General features: G+C 72.7%; 17 protein-coding genes. 6 read left to right on the forward strand and 11 right to left on the reverse strand.

Features of this window, described 5'->3' with window-relative positions:
* Positions 1-9: 9 nt before the first annotated feature.
* The 3 genes from ACFQW6_RS05130 to ACFQW6_RS05140 all read right to left on the reverse strand — a co-directional run bounded on the left by ACFQW6_RS05130 (position 10) and on the right by ACFQW6_RS05140 (position 2,579).
* Positions 10-873 carry a biotin-dependent carboxyltransferase family protein gene (locus ACFQW6_RS05130; protein ID WP_378541947.1) on the reverse strand — a complete coding sequence of 288 codons (864 nt, stop codon included), beginning with the start codon at positions 871-873 and terminating at the stop codon, positions 10-12.
* Positions 870-1,472: an allophanate hydrolase subunit 1 gene (locus ACFQW6_RS05135; RefSeq protein WP_378541949.1), complete on the reverse strand. Its 603-nt coding sequence runs from the start codon at positions 1,470-1,472 to the stop codon at positions 870-872. Before ACFQW6_RS05135 ends, ACFQW6_RS05130 begins: the two co-directional genes overlap by 4 nt.
* 387 nt (positions 1,473-1,859) lie before the next feature.
* Positions 1,860-2,579, reverse strand: coding sequence for a 5-oxoprolinase subunit PxpA (locus ACFQW6_RS05140; RefSeq protein WP_378541951.1), 720 nt, complete (start codon positions 2,577-2,579; stop codon positions 1,860-1,862).
* Between the two features lie 184 nt (positions 2,580-2,763).
* On the opposite strand from ACFQW6_RS05140, the gene ACFQW6_RS05145 reads away from it, so the two are divergent.
* Positions 2,764-3,726, forward strand: a complete 963-nt coding sequence (locus ACFQW6_RS05145; RefSeq protein WP_378541953.1) for an RNA polymerase sigma factor RpoD/SigA — start codon at positions 2,764-2,766, stop codon at positions 3,724-3,726.
* A gap of 159 nt (positions 3,727-3,885) precedes the next feature.
* Here the strand turns inward: ACFQW6_RS05145 and ACFQW6_RS05150 are convergent, their stop codons facing one another.
* The 3 genes from ACFQW6_RS05150 to ACFQW6_RS05160 are packed head-to-tail and all read right to left on the reverse strand — an operon-like array spanning position 3,886 to position 6,274.
* On the reverse strand, positions 3,886-5,208 hold the full coding sequence (locus tag ACFQW6_RS05150) for a glycoside hydrolase family 3 N-terminal domain-containing protein (protein WP_378541955.1): 1,323 nt from the start codon (positions 5,206-5,208) through the stop codon (positions 3,886-3,888).
* Between the two features lie 41 nt (positions 5,209-5,249).
* Positions 5,250-5,846, reverse strand: coding sequence for a dephospho-CoA kinase (coaE, locus tag ACFQW6_RS05155; protein ID WP_378541957.1), 597 nt, complete (start codon positions 5,844-5,846; stop codon positions 5,250-5,252).
* Positions 5,843-6,274 carry a MarR family winged helix-turn-helix transcriptional regulator gene (locus tag ACFQW6_RS05160; RefSeq protein ID WP_378541959.1) on the reverse strand — a complete coding sequence of 144 codons (432 nt, stop codon included), beginning with the start codon at positions 6,272-6,274 and terminating at the stop codon, positions 5,843-5,845. Before ACFQW6_RS05160 ends, coaE begins: the two co-directional genes overlap by 4 nt.
* Positions 6,275-6,356: 82 nt before the next feature.
* Between ACFQW6_RS05160 and ACFQW6_RS05165 the strand changes: the two genes are divergently transcribed.
* A complete protein-coding gene (locus tag ACFQW6_RS05165) occupies positions 6,357-8,204 on the forward strand; it encodes an ABC transporter ATP-binding protein (RefSeq protein WP_378541961.1) in 1,848 nt (615 codons plus the stop codon).
* 4 nt (positions 8,205-8,208) lie between these two features.
* Here the strand turns inward: ACFQW6_RS05165 and ACFQW6_RS05170 are convergent, their stop codons facing one another.
* Positions 8,209-9,498 (reverse strand): aminotransferase class I/II-fold pyridoxal phosphate-dependent enzyme, encoded by a 1,290-nt coding sequence (locus ACFQW6_RS05170; protein WP_378541963.1) that lies wholly within the window; start codon positions 9,496-9,498, stop codon positions 8,209-8,211.
* Between the two features lie 76 nt (positions 9,499-9,574).
* Positions 9,575-10,525 carry a GlxA family transcriptional regulator gene (locus ACFQW6_RS05175; RefSeq protein WP_378541968.1) on the reverse strand — a complete coding sequence of 317 codons (951 nt, stop codon included), beginning with the start codon at positions 10,523-10,525 and terminating at the stop codon, positions 9,575-9,577.
* Between the two features lie 94 nt (positions 10,526-10,619).
* On the opposite strand from ACFQW6_RS05175, the gene ACFQW6_RS05180 reads away from it, so the two are divergent.
* Both ACFQW6_RS05180 and ACFQW6_RS05185 read left to right on the forward strand, forming a co-directional pair.
* Complete coding sequence (locus ACFQW6_RS05180; protein WP_378541970.1) at positions 10,620-10,778, forward strand: hypothetical protein; 159 nt, start codon at positions 10,620-10,622, stop codon at positions 10,776-10,778.
* A gap of 53 nt (positions 10,779-10,831) precedes the next feature.
* Positions 10,832-11,086 (forward strand): hypothetical protein, encoded by a 255-nt coding sequence (locus ACFQW6_RS05185; RefSeq protein ID WP_378541972.1) that lies wholly within the window; start codon positions 10,832-10,834, stop codon positions 11,084-11,086.
* A gap of 49 nt (positions 11,087-11,135) precedes the next feature.
* Here ACFQW6_RS05185 and ACFQW6_RS05190 read toward each other — a convergent pair whose 3' ends face one another.
* The 3 genes from ACFQW6_RS05190 to ACFQW6_RS05200 all read right to left on the reverse strand — a co-directional run bounded on the left by ACFQW6_RS05190 (position 11,136) and on the right by ACFQW6_RS05200 (position 14,696).
* Positions 11,136-11,978 (reverse strand): patatin-like phospholipase family protein, encoded by an 843-nt coding sequence (locus ACFQW6_RS05190; RefSeq protein ID WP_378541974.1) that lies wholly within the window; start codon positions 11,976-11,978, stop codon positions 11,136-11,138.
* Positions 11,979-12,088: 110 nt separating this feature from the next.
* Positions 12,089-13,573, reverse strand: coding sequence for a 30S ribosomal protein S1 (rpsA, locus tag ACFQW6_RS05195; RefSeq protein ID WP_378541976.1), 1,485 nt, complete (start codon positions 13,571-13,573; stop codon positions 12,089-12,091).
* 220 nt (positions 13,574-13,793) lie between these two features.
* A complete protein-coding gene (locus tag ACFQW6_RS05200) occupies positions 13,794-14,696 on the reverse strand; it encodes a phosphotransferase family protein (protein WP_378541978.1) in 903 nt (300 codons plus the stop codon).
* Between the two features lie 59 nt (positions 14,697-14,755).
* Between ACFQW6_RS05200 and ACFQW6_RS05205 the strand changes: the two genes are divergently transcribed.
* The gene (locus ACFQW6_RS05205; protein WP_378541980.1) at positions 14,756-15,574 is read left to right on the forward strand and encodes a class I SAM-dependent methyltransferase; all 819 of its coding nucleotides are present in this window, start codon (positions 14,756-14,758) and stop codon (positions 15,572-15,574) included.
* Positions 15,575-15,600: 26 nt separating this feature from the next.
* Complete coding sequence (locus ACFQW6_RS05210; protein WP_378541982.1) at positions 15,601-16,971, forward strand: FAD-binding oxidoreductase; 1,371 nt, start codon at positions 15,601-15,603, stop codon at positions 16,969-16,971.
* Positions 16,972-16,981: the final 10 nt, after the last annotated feature.

The following is a 16,981-nucleotide window of genomic DNA, read 5'->3' on the forward strand; positions in this document are numbered from 1 at the left end:
GAACCAGCCTCACACCAGCCGCAGCAGCACGTCGTCGCCGGGTCGCAGCTGGGCGCAGAGGTCCAGGTCGTCGTCCTCGACCACGGCGACGACCGGGTAGCCGCCGGTCGTGGGGTGGTCGGCCAGGAACACCACGGGCTGCCCGGACGGTGGCAGCTGGACGGCGCCGAGCACGATCCCCTCGCTCGCGATCTCGCCGCCGCGCCGCTCCAGCCGCGGCCCGGTGAGCCGCAGCCCGATCCGGTCGCTGTCGGGCGCGACGGCGTACGACGCCCCGTCGAGCCGCGACCACCCCGTCCGGTCGAGCCAGTCGGCGCGTGGCCCGCGGCGCAGGCGCAGCACCGGCTCGCGGGGTCGTACGACGACCGCCGGCGGCGGCTCGGGCAGAGGTCCGGTCGGGCCGAGAGCGAGCAGGTCGCCCGCGGTGAGCCGGGGCGGACCGACCCACGCGAGCGTGTCGGTCGAGCGCGAGCCCAGCACGGGCGCGACCGCGATGCCGCCGGCGAAGGCGACGTAGGACCGCACCCCGGTCACGGCCGGGCCGACGGTCACCAGCGCTCCCGCGGGCACCGTGGTGGCCGCGCCGTGGGCGACGGCGCGGCCGTCGGACCGGACGGCGCAGGTCGCCCCGGTCACCGCGAGCGTCACCGCGCGCCGCGGCCGCAGCACGACGCCGCCGACGGTCGTCTCGATCACGGCGTCGTCCGGCCGCCCGCCGACGAGGCGGCGGGCCAGGGCCGCCGCGCCCCGGTCCAGTGCTCCCGCCCGGGGCACGCCGAGGTGCGCCCAGCCTCGCCGGCCGCGGTCCTGGAGCGTCGACAGCGGGCCGGGGTCGACCACCTCGACGGCGCCGAAGGGGCCGTCGGTGGTCACTGCTGCGCCTCGAACCGCACCCGGGTGCCCGGAGCCAGGAGCGCCGGCTCGGCGCGGTCGACGTCCCACAGGTCGGCGTCGGTGGTGCCGATCAGCAGCCAGCCGCCGGGCGAGGCGGTCGGGTAGACGCCGCACCAGGTGTCGGCGAGCCCGACGGATCCAGGCGCCACCCGGGCGCGCGGCGACTCCAGCCGGGGCACGGCGCGCTCGGCGGGCAGTCCGGCGAGGTAGGAGAAGCCGGGGGCGAACCCGCAGAACGTGGAGGTGAACTCCAACGACGTGTGGAGGTCGACGACCTCCTCCGTCGTGCATCCCCAGTGGTCGGCCACGCGGGCGAGGTCGGGGCCGGAGTAGCGGACCGCGACGCGCACGAGCGGGCCGGGTGGTGCTGCGTGCCGTGCCGCCCACCGCGGCAGGAGCTCACGCACCGCCGCGGGGTCGACGCCGTCGAGCAGGACAGTCCGGGCCCCCGGCACGACGTCCTCGGCCGGGAGACCGGCCGCGCGCACCCACGTGGCGAGCGAGGCGGCCGCGACGGCGTCCTCGACCTCGACCAGGCAGGCGCGCGTCCCGACGTCCACGACCATCACGTCGGTCATTGTTCACCCGAGCGTCCACCGACAGGAGTTGCCACGGGCGACGGACCTTTGGCAGCCTCGTGGGCGCACACAGGTGAGGGGCTCCCGATGGTATGAGCATCAGGAGCCCCTCGATGTGATCGGGATGGTGACGTCCGATCCACCGAACCGGTCCCCGGCTCCCACAGTCCCCGCCACCGGGCCTGCGCGGCGAGCAAGTCGCCGTGTGGAGCTGTTCGTCCGATCCGATCCCCGACCCCGCCGAAGCGGTGCCGGTAGGGAGAGTTCTACGTGGTCCGGACGCGACCCCGCAAGGGTCCCGGACCACAAACCCGCGGTCCCACAGGGTTCCCCACAGAAGTCGTCCGCTGCTCCACAGCCGGGGGGCAGCCCTCCACAGACGCAGGCTCAGGCTGTGGAGGACCAGCAGGTGACGACGGCCAGCCCGGCCGCCTCGAGCGCACGTCGTACGGCAGCGGCGGTCCGCACCGCCCCCGGGGAGTCGCCGTGCACGCACACCGAGTCGACCGACGCGGCCAGCTCGACCGCGCGCGACGCCACCCGGTCGGGGTCCGTCACCAGGGCGCCGGGCTGGTCGCGCGGCAGCAGACGGCCGTCGGCGCCGTACCCACGGTCGGGGAACCCCTCGAGCCGCCAGGCGCGACCACGCGCGTGCGCCATCGACAGCAGCACCGAGCCGGGCATCCCCATCACGGGCAGCTGCCCCGAGCCGTCCAGCACGGCCGCGGCCTGGTCCTCGTCGCGGGCGACCCGGTGGTAGAGCGCTCCGTGCGGCTTCAGGTATGCCACCTCTGCACCCTCGGCGGCGGCGATGGCCGACAGGACGCCGACCTGCTCGGCCACCTGCTCGCGCAGAACCTCCGGCGGCACGTCGAGCTCGACCCGGCCGAAGCGGGCGCGGTCGTCGTACGACACCTGCGCGCCGAGGGTCACCCCGCGGCGTACGGCACCGGCGCAGACGGCCTGCATGGTGGCCGGCGTCCCGGCGTGGAAGCCGCAGGCCACGTTGGCGCTCGTCACCACGGCCAGCAGGCCCTCGTCGTCGGTGATCTCCTCCCCCAGGTCGGCGTTGAGGTCGACGCGGCGGGGGTGCCCGGCGGTGTGCATGGGCCCAGTGTCCCCGGGGAACCCCCTGAGAAGTCCCTGAGAGTTGGTCGATCGTGCAACTCCGGTGGGTACTGGCTCGTCAAGGCAGGTGAAGGCACCACATCCGGGGCGGGAATCTCGCGGCGGACACGGGCGTTGGACAGATGTGCGACACGGGGTGGTCGCACGAGAGCAGGAGGACGAGATGAGCACCGCACAGGCAAAGCGCACCACCACCACTCGTGAGATCGAGGGCCGCGACAGCGTCGGCCTCTACCTCGACGAGATCGCTCGCACCCCGCTCCTCGACGCCGAGACCGAGGTCGAGCTGTCCAAGACCATCGAGGCCGGCCTGCTGGCCCAGCACCTCCTCGACACCGGCCGCGTCGGGCGCCGCAAGGGCGGTGCCCCGATGAGCGCCAGCGAGGCCGAGCTCGAGTGGCTCGCCGAGCAGGGCCAGCTCGCCGTCGACCGGTTCATCGAGGCCAACCTCCGCCTCGTGGTCTCCATCGCACGCAAGTACGGCCGCTCGCAGATGCCGATGCTCGACCTGATCCAGGAGGGCAACACCGGCCTGATCCGTGCGGTCGAGAAGTTCGACTACACCAAGGGCTACAAGTTCTCGACCTACGCCACCTGGTGGGTGCGCCAGGCCATCACGCGCGGCATCGCGCAGCAGGCCCGCGTCGTCCGGCTCCCAGTGCACGTGGTCGAGGAGCTCAACCAGGTCGGCAGCGCCCGGCGCACGCTCGAGCGCCAGCTCGGCCGCGACCCGGAGCCGCAGGAGATCGCCACCGAGCTCGGGATGGACCTCGACCGCGTCCTCGACCTGATGAGCTGGGGCCGCGACCACGTCTCGCTGGACACGCCCGTCGACGAGGACGGCGACACGTCGCTGGGTGACCTGATGGCGCAGGAGACCGCGCCCGGCCCGGACCTCAACGTGCTCGACGCCGAGGCCCGGCAGCGGCTCGAGGACCTCGTCGGGATCCTCGACGAGCGCTCCGCCGACATCGTCCGCGCCCGCTACGGCCTCGCGGACGGCCGCCAGCACAAGCTCGCCGACATCGGTGCCCGCCACGGCATCTCCGCCGAGCGGGTCCGTCAGCTCGAGCGCGAGGCGCTGCAGAAGCTCCGTCGCGCCGGCGACCCGGACCTGGCTGCCTGACCAGTCAGTACGCCGCAAGCCGAGACCGCCGGACCACGTCCGGCGGTCTCGTCATGTCAGAACCGCTCCGACCGTCCTGAGCGGTGCGTGAGACACCTCTCGCACGCCCGAAACCTGCGTCACGCACCGCTCGGGGCGTCGGCCACGCGGCCGTGACGATCAGTACGCCGCGGACTCCAGGTCCGCGCTCGCGGCCCGTGCCCGCTCGACCACGTCGGCGGGGACGGGCCGTCGTGCTGCCACCCGCGCCTGCCACAGCTGGACCGCCACCACCCGGGCGGCGGCCTCCTCGACCCGCGCCCGGGACACCACGCCCGAGTCGATGGCGTCGGCGACGATCTGGTGCGTGGTCGCGGTGTCGACGGGCATGAGGAGCAGGTCGGCCCCGGCCTGGAGGGCCTGCAGGGCCGGGGTGGGCCGGCCGCCGACCGCACCCATGCCGAGCGAGTCGGTGATGGCGACCCCCTCGAAGCCGAGGTCGTCGCGCAGCAGGTCGTACACCTCGGGCGCCATGCTGGCGGGCACCCCCGGTGCGATGTCGGTCAGGTCGAGGTGGCTCAGCATCACGGCGGGCGCCTGCTGGCGGAACGCGGACTCGAAGGGCGGCAGGTCGTGCGCCTCGAGCTCGGCGAGCGTCGAGTCGAGCAGCGGCAACGTGTCGTGGCTGTCGCTGGTCGCGCCGCCGTGGCCCGGGAAGTGCTTGACCGTCGAGACGACGCCCGCGTCGTCGTAGCCCTTGATCGCGGCGCCCACGGCCTGCGACGCGAGCCGGGGGTCCTGGGAGGGTGACCGCGCACCGATGGTCGGGTCGGCGGCGCCGATGGTGACGTCGGCGACGGGCGCGAAGACCCACGTGAAGCCGAGGTCGCGCAGCTCCAGGCCGGTCGCCAGGGCCGCTTCCCGGGTCACCCGGCGGCCGAGACGGGCGTCCGCGGCGATGGCGAGCCCCGCCGACTGGAAGTGCGGGAAGTCGGTGGCGATGCCGCGCAGGTGCGAGACGTAGCCGCCCTCCTGGTCGACCCCGACGACCGGCGGGTGGTCGCGGCCGTCGGCGGCGGCGGCCTCGGCGATCGCCGACGTCATCGCCAGCACCTGGTCGCGGTCGAGCACGTTGGCCCCGGTCACCGAGACGCCGGCGAGGTGCAGGTCGCGCACCATGCGGGCCGGCTCCTGCGGGTCCGTGCCGTGGAAGCGTCCGACGATGACGCCCCCGGCGAGCTGCTCCGGGCTCCACGTGGCGACGAGCTCCTGCGCCTGCTCGAGCTCACCGGTCGTCGGGCCCCACGTCGTGGGAGCGTCCGGGTCGTCGGTCGCCTCGGCCTCGGGCGCGGCCGGGTCGTCGGACGCCGGGGCGGACGCGGAGGACGACGGGCTGGACGTGGCCGGCTCGGTGTCGTCGGGCGTCTGGCCGAGCCCGGCACACCCGCTGACGAGCAGGACGCCCGTCGCGATCACGGCCAGGCGGGGTCGGGTCGAGAACACGCCGGGGAGGTTACCCGCCCGACCCCCGCGACCCGGAAACGTCACGCCCGCCGCGCGAGCTCCTCGTGGATCGCCTCGACCTGGCGGCGCAGGTCGGCGAGCGATCCGGTGTTGTCGACGACGTGGGTGGCGATCGCGAGCCGTTCCTCCCGGGTCGCCTGCGCGGCGATGCGGGCCTCGGCGTCCTCGCGGGTCCAGCCCCGGTCCTCGACCATCCGCTGCACCTGCAGCTCGGCCGGGGCGTCGACCACGACGACCGCGTCGAAGGACCCGGCCCGTCCGACCTCGGCCAGCAGCGGGATGTCGTGGACGACGACCGCGTGCGCGGGCGCTGCCGCCTCGAGCTCGGCGCTGCGGCGGTGGACGAGCGGGTGGATGATCGCCTCGAGCCGCCGGCGGGCGTCGGGGTCGGCGAAGACGAGGGCGCCCATCGCGGGCCGGTCGAGGTCGCCGTCGGGCGTGAGCAGGTCGGGTCCGAACTCCTCGACGACCGCGGCCAGCCCGGGCGTCCCCCTCGCCACGACCTCGCGCGCGATGAGGTCGGCGTCCACGACGACGGCCCCGAGCTCGGCGAGGACCGCCGACACGGTGCTCTTGCCGGATGCGATGCCCCCGGTCAGGCCGACACGAACGGTCACAGGTCCTCCCCCACGACGACGGCCAGGATCTGGTGGAGCGTACGACGCTGGGCCGGCGTGAGCACGTCGAGGACCCGCTGCGACGCCTCCCGGCGTACGTCGTCGATCCGCTCCACCAGCTGCCGGCCGTCGTCGGTCGGCACCAGGCGGGTGGCCCGGCGGTCGGTGGGGTCGGGCTCGCGGCGCACCCAGCCCCGCTGCTCCAACGCGTCGACGACCTCCGTGGCCGACCGCGGGGCGATGCGCAGCGCGTCGGCGAGTTCCGAGGGGCGCATCGCGTCGGCACCGGTCAGCACCCGCAGCGCGCGGGCCTGCCCCGGGGTGACCTCCCAGTCGGCGAGCGCCTCGACGTGCGCGCGTCGTACGCGCCGGGCCAGTGCGATCACGAGGTCGCCCGTCGCCGGGTCCTGCCGCTCGTCGCGCCCCACGGGAATACCTCCGCCCCACGTCCGGTTGTGACCTCATAGTGAGGTTACCTCACCACTTCGAACCCCGAGAGGAGCTGGTCGGATGGCTGACCACACCGACTCCCGATCCCCTGCAGACTCGTCCGGACGCCGACGCGGCGGACGCCCTGATCCCGCCGACCTCCGGCAGCTCGCCGACTCACCCGTGTCGCTGCGCCGCATCGCCCGGCTCTTCACCCCGCACCGCGCCACGCTGGCCGTGGTCGTGGCGCTCATCGTGCTGAGCTCCCTCGTCGGGCTCGCCCAGCCGTTCCTCGTCCGGCACGTCATCGACGAGGCGCTGCCCCGCCAGGACGTCCGCCTCCTGCTGCTCCTCGTCGGGGCCATGCTCGGCGTGGCCGTCGCCACCGCCGTCATCGGCGTCGTGCAGACCTGGCTGTCCACCGCAGTGGGGCAGCGCGTGATGCACCGCCTGCGCAGCGACCTGTTCGCCCACCTGCAGCGGCAGTCCCTCGACTTCTTCACCCGCACCCGCGGCGGCGAGGTGCAGTCGCGCCTCGTCAACGACATCGGGAGCATGCAGGGCGTCGTGACCCAGACGGCGACGTCGATCGCCGCGAACGTCACCGTGGTGGTCGGCACCGCCGTCGCCATGGTGGCCCTCAGCTGGCGCCTCGCGCTGATCTCGCTGGTCGTGCTGCCGCCGGCCGTGCTGCTGACCCGTCAGGTCGCCCGGATGCGGCACCGGATCACCGGCGAGCGGCAACGACGCCTGGCCGACCTCCACGTCCAGATCGAGGAGGGCCTCTCGGTCAGTGGGGTGCTGCTCAGCAAGACGCTCGGCGCGTCCCCGCGGCTGACCGCGCGGTTCGAGGAGACCTCCTCCGACCTCGTCGGCCTCGAGATCCGGTCCCGCCTCGCCGGCCGCTGGCGGATGGCGACCATGAACGTCGTCTTCGCCGCCGTCCCCGCCGCGATCTACCTCGCGGCCGGGTTCCCGGCGACGTCCGGCGGGATGACCATCGGCACCCTCGTCGCGTTCATCGCCCTGCAGGGCACCCTGTTCCGCCCGCTCATGGGGCTGCTCAACGTGGGCGTCGACCTCACCGCCTCGCTCGCGCTCTTCAGCCGGATCTTCGAGTACGCCGACCTCCCGGTCGACATCGCCGAGCCCGACGAGCCGGTCCGGCTCGACTCGCGACGTGTGCGTGGCGAGGTGCGGTTCGAGGGCGTCGGCTTCTCGTACGACGGTGAGCGGGCGGTGCTGGCGGACGTCGACCTCGTCGTCCCGGCGGGGGGCACGCTCGCGCTGGTCGGCGAGACCGGAAGTGGCAAGTCGACCCTGGCCTCGCTCGTCCCGCGCCTGCACGACGCGACGTCCGGGCGGGTGCTGGTCGACGGGGTCGACGTGCGTGACCTGGCCGCGGTCGACCTCGCTGCCGTCGTCGGCGTGGTCACCCAGGAGACCTACCTCATGCACGCGAGCGTGCGCGACAACCTGCGCCACGCCCGTCCCGAGGCCACCGACGCCGAGATCGAGCAGGCCTGCCGCACCGCGCGCATCCACGACGTCATCGCCTCGCTGCCCGAGGGCTACGACACCGTCGTCGGGTCGCGCGGGCACAGGTTCTCCGGCGGCGAGCAGCAACGGCTGGCGATCGCCCGCACGTTGCTGCGCGAACCGGCCGTGCTCGTGCTCGACGAGGCCACCAGCGCGCTCGACAACGAGACCGAGCGAGCCATCCTGGCCACGCTGGACGAGGTGACCCGGAGCCGTACGACGATCACGATCGCGCACCGGTTGTCCACCGTGCGCAACGCCGACCAGATCGCCGTGCTCCACGCCGGGCGCGTCGTCGAGCTCGGCACCCACGAGGAGCTCCTGCTCCTCGGCGGCCGCTACGCGGACCTCGTCCGCGGGGGCCTCGGCGCCGAGCCCGTGGCCGCGTGAGGCGTCAGGCCGCCGTCTCCCCCGCTGCCTTCTCCGCCGCGGCGAGGAGCACGCAGGTCGCGACGCCCTCCATGGCCTGGGTGACCTCGGCGAGGGGCGGCATCGTCGGGGCGAGCCGGATGTTGGTGTCGTCCGGGTCCTGCTTGTAGGGGAACGACGAGCCGGCGGGCGTCAGCGCGATGCCCGCGTCCTTGGCGAGCGCGACGACGCGGCTGGCGGTCCCGGGCACGACGTCGAGGTTGACGAAGTAGCCGCCGGTCGGGGTGTTCCACGTCGCGACGCCGCGGCCGCCGAGCCGCTCGGTCAGCACGCGGTCGACCTCGGCGAACTTCGGCGCGATGATCTCGCGGTGCCTGGCCATGTGGTGGCGCACGCCCTGCGGGGACCCGAAGAACTCTGCGTGCCGCAGGTGGTTGACCTTGTCGGGTCCGATCGAGCCGTTGCCGAGGTGCCCGAGGTACCAGCGGACGTTGTTCTCCGACGCCGCGAGGAAGGCGACGCCGGCACCGGCATAGGAGATCTTCGAGGTCGACGCGAACATGACGGGCCGGTCCGGGTGACCGGCGGCAGAGGCGAGGGTGAGGATGTCGGCGCTCTTGGCCTCCTCCTCGGTGAGGTGGTGCAGCGCGTAGGCGTTGTCCCAGAAGATCTTGAAGTCCGGCGCTGCGGTGGGCATCGCCGCGAGCCGGGCGGCGACGTCCTGGCTGCAGATCGCGCCGGAGGGGTTGGCGTACGTCGGGACGATCCACATGCCCTTGATGCTCGGGTCGTCGGCGACGACGGCGGCGACGGCGTCGACGTCGGGGCCGTCGTCGTTCATCGGGACGGTCACCATCTCGATCCCGAGGCTCTCGAGCAGCGTGAAGTGCCGGTCGTAGCCCGGCACCGGGCACACGAACCGGACCTTGTCCTCCTTGCCCCAGGGCCGCTCCGAGTCGACCGCCCCGAAGAGCATCATCCAGACGAGGCAGTCGCGCATGATGGACAGGCTGGAGTTGCCGCCGGCGACCACCTGGTCGGGCTCGACCCACAGCAGCTCGGCGAACATCTCGCGCAGCTCGCGCAGGCCCTCGAGCCCGCCGTAGTTGCGTACGTCGACCCCGCTGGCGTCCTTGGTCGTCGTCGGCAGGCGCAGCAGGTCGTCGGCGAGGTCGAGCTGCTGGGCGGACGGCTTGCCCCGCGTGAGGTCGAGCTTGAGCCCCTGCGCCATCAGCTGCTCGTAGGCAGCCCGCTGCTCGTCGAGCAGCGCGGTGAGGTCGTCGGCGGACAGGTCGGCCAGCGCAGTCGCGTTCACGGCTCCAGCCTAGAGGTCCCCCGGCCGCGCCCTCACGGCCGTTCTCCCCGTGGTACGGGCTCGCCGGCGTCGAGGCTCAGGCGCTCATCCGGAAGGTGCGCCGGTACTCCTGGGGGCTGACCCCGCGGGCGCGACCGAAGTGGTGGCGCAGGGTCGCGGCGTTGCCGAAGCCGACCTCCGAGGCGACCCAGTCGATCGAGTGGTCCGACTGCTCGAGCAGCTCCTGTGCGGCGCGCACCCGCTCCCCCAGGATCCAGCTGTAGGGCGTGGTGCCGGTCTCCTCCTTGAAGCGCCGGGCGAAGGTCCGGGCCGACATGTGCATCTGGCGGGCCAGCGTCTCGACGTCGAGGTCGTCGGAGAGGTGGGAGCTGATCCACGCGAGCAACGGCGCGAGCGCCTCGGACTCGCAGACGGGCACCGGACGGGCGATGTACTGGGCCTGACCGCCGTCGCGGTGCGGCGGCACGACCATCCGCCGCGCGGTGGCGGCGGCGACCTTGGCGCCGAACTGCTGGCGCATCACGTGCAGCGCCGCGTCGATGGCCGCGGCGGACCCCGCGCCGGTCACGATCGAGCCGTCCTGGACGTAGAGCACGTCGGGGTCGACGACCGCCTCGGGGAAGCGGGCCGCCAGCTCGGCGGCGTACCTCCAGTGGGTTGTGCAGCGACGACCGTCGAGCAGTCCGGCCTCGCCCAGCATGAACGTCGCCGAGCAGTGGGCGAAGATCATCGCGCCGCGAGCATGGGCGGACCGCAGCAGCTCGGAGACCTCGGGTGAGCTGCCGCGGTGGTCGCTCTTGGGCGCCAGGCAGATCAGGTCGGCGTCGGCCGCCTCGTCCAGCCCGTGCTCGACGTGCAGGTCGAAGCCCGCGCGCGTGCGCAGGCGTCCGGGACGAGGCGTGACGACCTTGAAGTCGAAGACGGGGTTGTCGTCCTCGGGGTGGTAGGGCTCGGCCCACACCTCGCACAACGCGCCGAGCCCGAACGGCTCGGGCTGCTCCTGCACGACCACGGCGACCTTCTGCATGCCAGCAGCCTGCCACGGGTGGTGGCAGGAAATCAACTGATACTGGCATTCCTGCCACTGGTGGCAGGAAGTAAATGAGCGAATGATTACTGCCATGAACACGATCATCGCCCTTTTGTTCCTGGCCGCCGTCGTCGCACTGCTGGTCAGCTACGCCCGTCACGACCGGTTCGCCGGCCCCGCCTCCACCGCCCACCCGATCGACGACCTCGGCCCGATCGAGGAGCGGCACCACCTCGTCCCGCGCTCTTGAGCGCGTTTCGACGAGCGCGGGCGGGCAACTTCCCCCTGGTCCGCACCTGCGAGATGGAAAGCCTGCTCGTCGGTGGCCGCGTGGCGCTGCTGGTCCCCGGCTCGCCGGCGCACGTCGACCTGGTGCTCGCCCTGCTCGCCGACGGCGTGTTCCCCGTCCCGCTCCACCCGGCGCTCGCCGACGCCGAGCGTGACCGCATCCTCGAGCCGATCCTCCGCTGCTGCTTCACCATGGGATGTCGCTGGATGCGCACTTCCCCAGCGCAACCAACCCGAGGAAGCGTGGTGCTTCCCGACATCACATGGTGAAGCACCACCGAGGTGGAGGCGTGGCGGCTCCGGGCCGGGCCGGGCGCCCTCATGCGGACCAGACCGGCCCGACCTGGTCGACCAGGTCGCGGGCCTGCCGCAGGCCGGCCTCGGCCGCGACGGCGCGCTTGGCGGGGTCGAGGAGGTTGCGGCCGAACGCGGCCAGCGCGTCGGCGTCGGGCGTCACCACCGACCAGGCACGTGGGCCCACCCGCTCGAGCTGGGCGCGGATGGACGTCTTCTTGCTCACCGACCGCGGGAGCGGTGCGAGCACGACGACCCGCTCGGCTCCCTCGGCCACATCGACGTTGGCGGTGGACCGCATGCCGCCGTCCATGTAGGTGCGCCCGCCGATCTCGACGGGCGGCCACACGGTGGGGACGGCGCAGCTGGCCGCGACCGCCGCGACCAGGTCGACGCCGGAGTCGGGTCCGAACACGGTGAACTCGCCGCTGGTGGTGTCGACGGCGGTGATGCGCAGGTCGCGGTCGGGCCAGTCGTGGACCGGGAGCCGCGAACGGATCACGCCCTCGCGGTCGACGCTGCCGGGGGCGTGGGACGCGTGGGCGACCCGACCGACGCGAGCGAGCTTGTCGCGGCCACTGCCGGGCAGCACGTAGGGCGGGACGAGCTTGAGCGCGGCGATGCGGGACAGCCGGCCGCCGATCTCGGCGTCAGCGGGCTCGAGCTGCTCGGCGTACAGCTCCTCGAGCGGCAGGCCGTTGGTCACCTGGGCACCGACCACCGACCCGGCCGAGGTGCCGACGACGGTGTCGGCCCCGGTGAGGTCGACCCCGGCCCGTGCCAGTCCGGTGAGGATGCCGAGCTCCCAGGCGATCCCGGTGATGCCCCCGCCACCGAGGACCAGAGCCGACGTGCCGCGTCCTGTCATGGCCCAGTTGTAGCGGACCGACCCTGACCATGACCACGCACGTCGGGAGACGACGACGGCCCGCCGGGTCTCCCCGGCGGGCCGTCGTGTCGTGCGTGGTGGTCAGCCGATCAGGCCTGGCCGCCCGTGAGCTTCTCGCGGAGCGCCTGCAGCGCCTCGTCGGACGCCAGCGAGCCGCCGGTGTCGGCACCGGTCTCGCCCTCGGTGTCGTCGCCACCGGAGGAGTACGAGGTGGCCTCGCCGGCCTCGGCCTCGGCGACCTTGGCGTCGGCCTGCTGCTTGACGTGCTGCTCCCAGCGCGCGTGCGCCTTGGCGTACTGGTCCTCCCAGACCGCACGCTGCTCGTCGAAGCCCTCGAGCCACTCGCCCGTCTCGGGGTCGAAGCCCTCGGGGTAGACGTAGTTGCCCTGCTCGTCGTAGGTCGCGGTCATGCCGTAGAGCGTGGGGTCGAACTCCTCCACGTCGGCGGCGGCAGCGGTCTCGTTGGCCTGCTTGAGCGACAGCGAGATCCGGCGACGCTCGAGGTCGATGTCGATGATCTTGACCATGACGTCGTCGTTGACCTGGACGACCTGCTCGGGGATCTCGACGTGACGCTCGGCGAGCTCGGAGATGTGCACCAGGCCCTCGATGCCCTCCTCGACGCGGACGAACGAGCCGAAGGGCACCAGCTTGGTGACCTTGCCCGGCACGATCTGGCCGATCTGGTGGGTGCGGGCGAAGTGCTGCCACGGGTCCTCCTGCGTCGCCTTCAGCGACAGGGAGACACGCTCGCGGTCCATGTCGACGTCGAGGACCTCGACGGTGACCTCGTCGCCCACGGCGACGACCTCGGACGGGTGGTCGATGTGCTTCCAGGAGAGCTCGGAGACGTGGACGAGGCCGTCGACGCCACCGAGGTCCACGAAGGCACCGAAGTTGACGATCGAGGACACGACACCCTTGCGGATCTGGCCCTTCTGGAGCTGGGTGAGGAAGCCGTGGCGGACCTCGGACTGGGTCTGCTCGAGCCAGGCGCGGCGCGACAGGACCACGTTGTTGCGGTTCTTGTCGAGCTCGATGATCTTCGCCTCGAGCGTCTGGCCGACGTAGGGCTGCAGGTCGCGGACGCGACGCATCTCCACCAGCGAGGCGGGGAGGAAGCCACGGAGGCCGATGTCGAGGATGAGGCCACCCTTGACGACCTCGATGACGGTGCCCTCGACGACGCCGTCCTCCTCCTTGACCTGCTCGATGGTGCCCCAGGCACGCTCGTACTGAGCACGCTTCTTGGACAGGATCAGACGACCTTCCTTGTCCTCCTTCTGGAGGACCAGGGCCTCGACCTTGTCGCCCACGGAAACGACCTCGTTGGGGTCGACGTCGTGCTTGATGGACAGCTCGCGCGAGGGGATGACGCCCTCGGTCTTGTAGCCGATGTCGAGGAGGACCTCGTCGCGGTCCACCTTGACGATGGTGCCGTCGACGATGTCGCCGTCGTTGAAGTACTTGATGGTCGCGTCGATCGCCGCGAGGAAGTCCTCTTCGGACCCGATGTCGTTGACAGCCACCTGCGGGGCGTCGTAGTCCGGAAGAGTGGAGAGCGTGCTCGTCATATGGAAGGAATTTCCTTGGATGGATGGAGTCGTGCGGACGCGTGCAACCGTCCGTTTCACTGCTCCCCGACGGTGACTGAATCACGCGCGGCGACGCGGCGAGCCCGGGTTCGCTCGGTATGGAAGCCGGGCAGACGACTGGCGCAACACCCAAGCCTACGCGTGGGTCGCGTCCCGCGTCCAACCGGCACGGGGCGCTCAGCCCACGCTCAGACCGGTGTCACGTCCCGTGCGGCCAGGTGTGCAGGTCGCCGCTCTCCGCGATGGCCTTCAGCAGCGTCGCGGACCGGTCGGCGACCGGGTTCTCGCCCGCTCGGGCGGCGAGGTCGACGAGTGCCCAAAGATCCGCTGCCCGCGCGCCGTCGAGCAGCGCGTCGACCGAGCCCCCGTGCCGGGCCGTCCAGGCGTCCAGCGCGCCAGCCACGTAGGACGGGTCGCGCTCGAACCGCAGCAGGTTTCCGAGGTCGGTCCACGGGTGCCCGGCATGGGCGAACTCCCAGTCGAGCACTCCCGTCACCTCGAGGGTGCGCGGGTCGACGAGCAGGTTCTTGGGGTTGAGGTCGCTGTGGACCAGGCTAGTCCGCTGCACGGTGTCGAGCAGGTCCTGTGCGTGCCGGGCCACCCCGGCGAGCGCGACGCGCTCCGCGTCCGGCCAGTGACCCAGTCGCGCGTCGACCCACTCGTCCAGACCGCCGTCGGCGAAGCTGCCCACCGTGAGCTCGGAGTCGACGAACGGTCCCGGCCGCAGCAGGGGCATCCCCGCGAGCGCGGCAGCCACCCCTCCCGTGCTGCTCCCGAGCCTGCTCAGCCCGTCGGCGTCGCCGGTGGCGGAGAGCCGCTCCACGACGAGGTCGCCCCGCTCCCCCGGCAGCCACGACGTCACGAGCAGCCCGGGCCTTCCCGTCGCCGCGTCCGCCCGGCGTACCTCGAGCACCTCCGGTACGGGCAGCAGGCCGCGCACCAGCCGCAGCACCGCCTGGTCCACCTCGGGAGCCGCGTCACCACGAGGATCGTCAGGCGCGTAGAGGCGTACGACGGCGCGCTCACCCCCGATGTCCCCGAGGAACGTCCGCCCGGAGTGGCCGCCGGCCAGTGGCTGCAGCGTGGTTCCGAGGTCGCTCACCTGAGCGATCGTGGCACACGCAGGTCGGGCTCGCCCGCACCCCCACTAGGCTTCCGAGGGTGGAGGATCACCTGCCGCAGTCGGTGCGGGTCGAGCGGCGGCCCGTCTCCGAGCACGAGTCGCGCGGTGCCAACGGACCGGACTGGGACCGCTACGCCGACGAGTACCAGGCCACCCACGGCACCTTCCTCGGTGATGCCGGGTTCGTCTGGGGGCCCGAGGGGCACACCGAGGACGAGCTCGGGATCCTCGGCGACGTGACCGGCCTCGACGTCCTCGAGGTGGGCAGCGGCGCCGGACAGTGCTCGCGCTGGGTGCGCACGCACGGGGGCCGCGGGTTCGGCCTCGACCTGTCGCACCGGCAGCTGCAGCACTCGCTGCGCCTCGACGGGGAGACAGGCGTGGCCGTGCCGTCCGTGCGCGGCACCGCCACTGCCCTGCCCTTCGCGCCCGGCAGCTTTGACGTCGTCTTCTGCTCCTTCGGCGCCCTGCAGTTCGTCAGCGACATCGACGTCGCAGTCGCAGAGGTGGCCCGCGTGCTGCGGCCGGTCGGCCGGTTCGCCTTCTCGGTCACCCACCCGACGCGGTGGATGTTCCCTGACGACCCGGGCGAGGCCGGCCTCACCGCGACGCAGTCCTACTGGGACCGCACGCCCTACGTGGAGGTCGACGACGCGACGGGGGTGGTCTCGTACGTCGAGCACCACCGCACCCTGGGCGACTGGGTGCGCCTGCTCGCGGGGCACGACTTCAGGCTGGTCGACCTCGTCGAGCCCGAGTGGCCCGAGGACCACGACCGGGTCTGGGGTGGCTGGTCACGCACCCGCGGCCTGTTGACGCCCGGGACCGCGATCTTCGTGGCGTACCTGCCGGGCTGACGCCCACCGACCAGTAACCTGAGCGCATGACCGGCCACCCTCAGCGCCAGCGGGACGCCAGAGGTGCTCGGCGGTTTACCGGCTGGGGCCGAACGAGCCCGAGCGTCGCCACGTGGCTGCCGGCCTCCTCGGTGGACGACGTGCGCGCCGCCATCAAGGGCGCGGGTGGTCGCGGAGTCCTCGCCCGCGGCCTCGGGCGCTCATACGGCGACGCTGCGCAGAACGCCGGCGGCGTCGTCGTCGACCTGACTGGACTCGACCGCGTCCTGTCGGTCGACCCGGAGGACCCGGGCGTGGTCGTCGAAGCCGGGGTGAGTCTGGACGCGCTGATGAGGACCGTGCTGCCGTTCGGGCTATGGGTGCCCGTGCTGCCCGGCACCCGGCACGTCACGGTCGGAGGCGCGATCGCCTCGGACGTGCACGGGAAGAATCACCATCGGTCCGGCTCGTTCGGGCACCACGTGCGCGCGATCTGGCTCGTCACGGCCGACGGGGAGGAGCACCGGCTCACCCCGGCCGATCCCCTGTTCTGGGCGACTATCGGCGGGATGGGCCTCACCGGGGTCATCACCCGGGCCCACCTACGGCTGACCCGCACCGAGACCGCGTGGTTCACCGTTGACACCGACCGTACGCACGACCTCGACGCCACGATGGGGCTGCTGGAAGACGGTGACGCCGCCTACCCCTACACGGTGGCGTGGTTCGACGCGGCCGGGTCCCGTACGGCGGGGCGCGGCGTGGTCTACCGCGCCCGACCGGCGCTTCCGGACGAGCTGCCAGCACGTGAGCGGACCCGGCCGCTGATCCTGCCTTCCGCGCGCGTCGCACGCATCCCGGACGTGCTGCCTAGCGGCATCGTCACCCCGGCGACCGCGCGGGCGTTCAGCGAGATGTGGTTCCGCAAAGCACCCCGGCACCGCACCGGCGAGGTCCAGGACGCCTCGGCGTTCTTCCACCCCCTCGACGGTATCGACGGTTGGAACCGCCTTTACGGGCCGGCGGGGTTCTGCCAGCACCAATTCGTCGTCCCGGCCTCCGCGGCCGCTGCGATCCACGAGTGCGTCGGGCTAATTCGCTCCTCGGGTCACGTGTCCTTCCTCAACGTGCTGAAGCGGCTCGGGCCGGGCAACGACGGCCTGCTGTCGTTCCCGATGCGCGGGTGGACGATGTCGGTCGACCTGCCCGCGCGCGACGGCCTCGACAACCTCCTCGACGCGCTGGATGCCGTGGTGCTGGGCGCGGGCGGCCGTCTCTACCTCGCCAAGGACGCGCGGACAACCGCGGCCACCCTGGCCGCCGGCTATCCACGCCTCGACGAGTTCCGCCGCATCAGGCGCGACGTGGACCCCACCGGTGTCTTCTCCTCCGACCTCGCGCGCCGTCTCGACCTCTAGCGAAGGATCC

The organism is Nocardioides sp. GCM10028917, from assembly GCF_042666175.1.
Taxonomy (GTDB): domain Bacteria; phylum Actinomycetota; class Actinomycetes; order Propionibacteriales; family Nocardioidaceae; genus Nocardioides.

What these genes read in the sequence shown, in the direction of transcription:
- ACFQW6_RS05135 (WP_378541949.1), bottom strand. Translation starts at nt 1,472, where the DNA reads ATGACCGACGTGATGGTCGTGGACGTCGGGACGCGCGCCTGCCTGGTC.
- ACFQW6_RS05140 (WP_378541951.1), bottom strand. Translation starts at nt 2,579, where the DNA reads ATGCACACCGCCGGGCACCCCCGCCGCGTCGACCTCAACGCCGACCTG.
- ACFQW6_RS05145 (WP_378541953.1), top strand. Translation starts at nt 2,764, where the DNA reads ATGAGCACCGCACAGGCAAAGCGCACCACCACCACTCGTGAGATCGAG.
- ACFQW6_RS05165 (WP_378541961.1), top strand. Translation starts at nt 6,357, where the DNA reads ATGGCTGACCACACCGACTCCCGATCCCCTGCAGACTCGTCCGGACGC.
- ACFQW6_RS05175 (WP_378541968.1), bottom strand. Translation starts at nt 10,525, where the DNA reads ATGCAGAAGGTCGCCGTGGTCGTGCAGGAGCAGCCCGAGCCGTTCGGG.
- ACFQW6_RS05180 (WP_378541970.1), top strand. Translation starts at nt 10,620, where the DNA reads ATGAACACGATCATCGCCCTTTTGTTCCTGGCCGCCGTCGTCGCACTG.
- ACFQW6_RS05185 (WP_378541972.1), top strand. Translation starts at nt 10,832, where the DNA reads ATGGAAAGCCTGCTCGTCGGTGGCCGCGTGGCGCTGCTGGTCCCCGGC.
- ACFQW6_RS05190 (WP_378541974.1), bottom strand. Translation starts at nt 11,978, where the DNA reads ATGACAGGACGCGGCACGTCGGCTCTGGTCCTCGGTGGCGGGGGCATC.
- rpsA (WP_378541976.1), bottom strand. Translation starts at nt 13,573, where the DNA reads ATGACGAGCACGCTCTCCACTCTTCCGGACTACGACGCCCCGCAGGTG.
- ACFQW6_RS05210 (WP_378541982.1), top strand. Translation starts at nt 15,601, where the DNA reads ATGACCGGCCACCCTCAGCGCCAGCGGGACGCCAGAGGTGCTCGGCGG.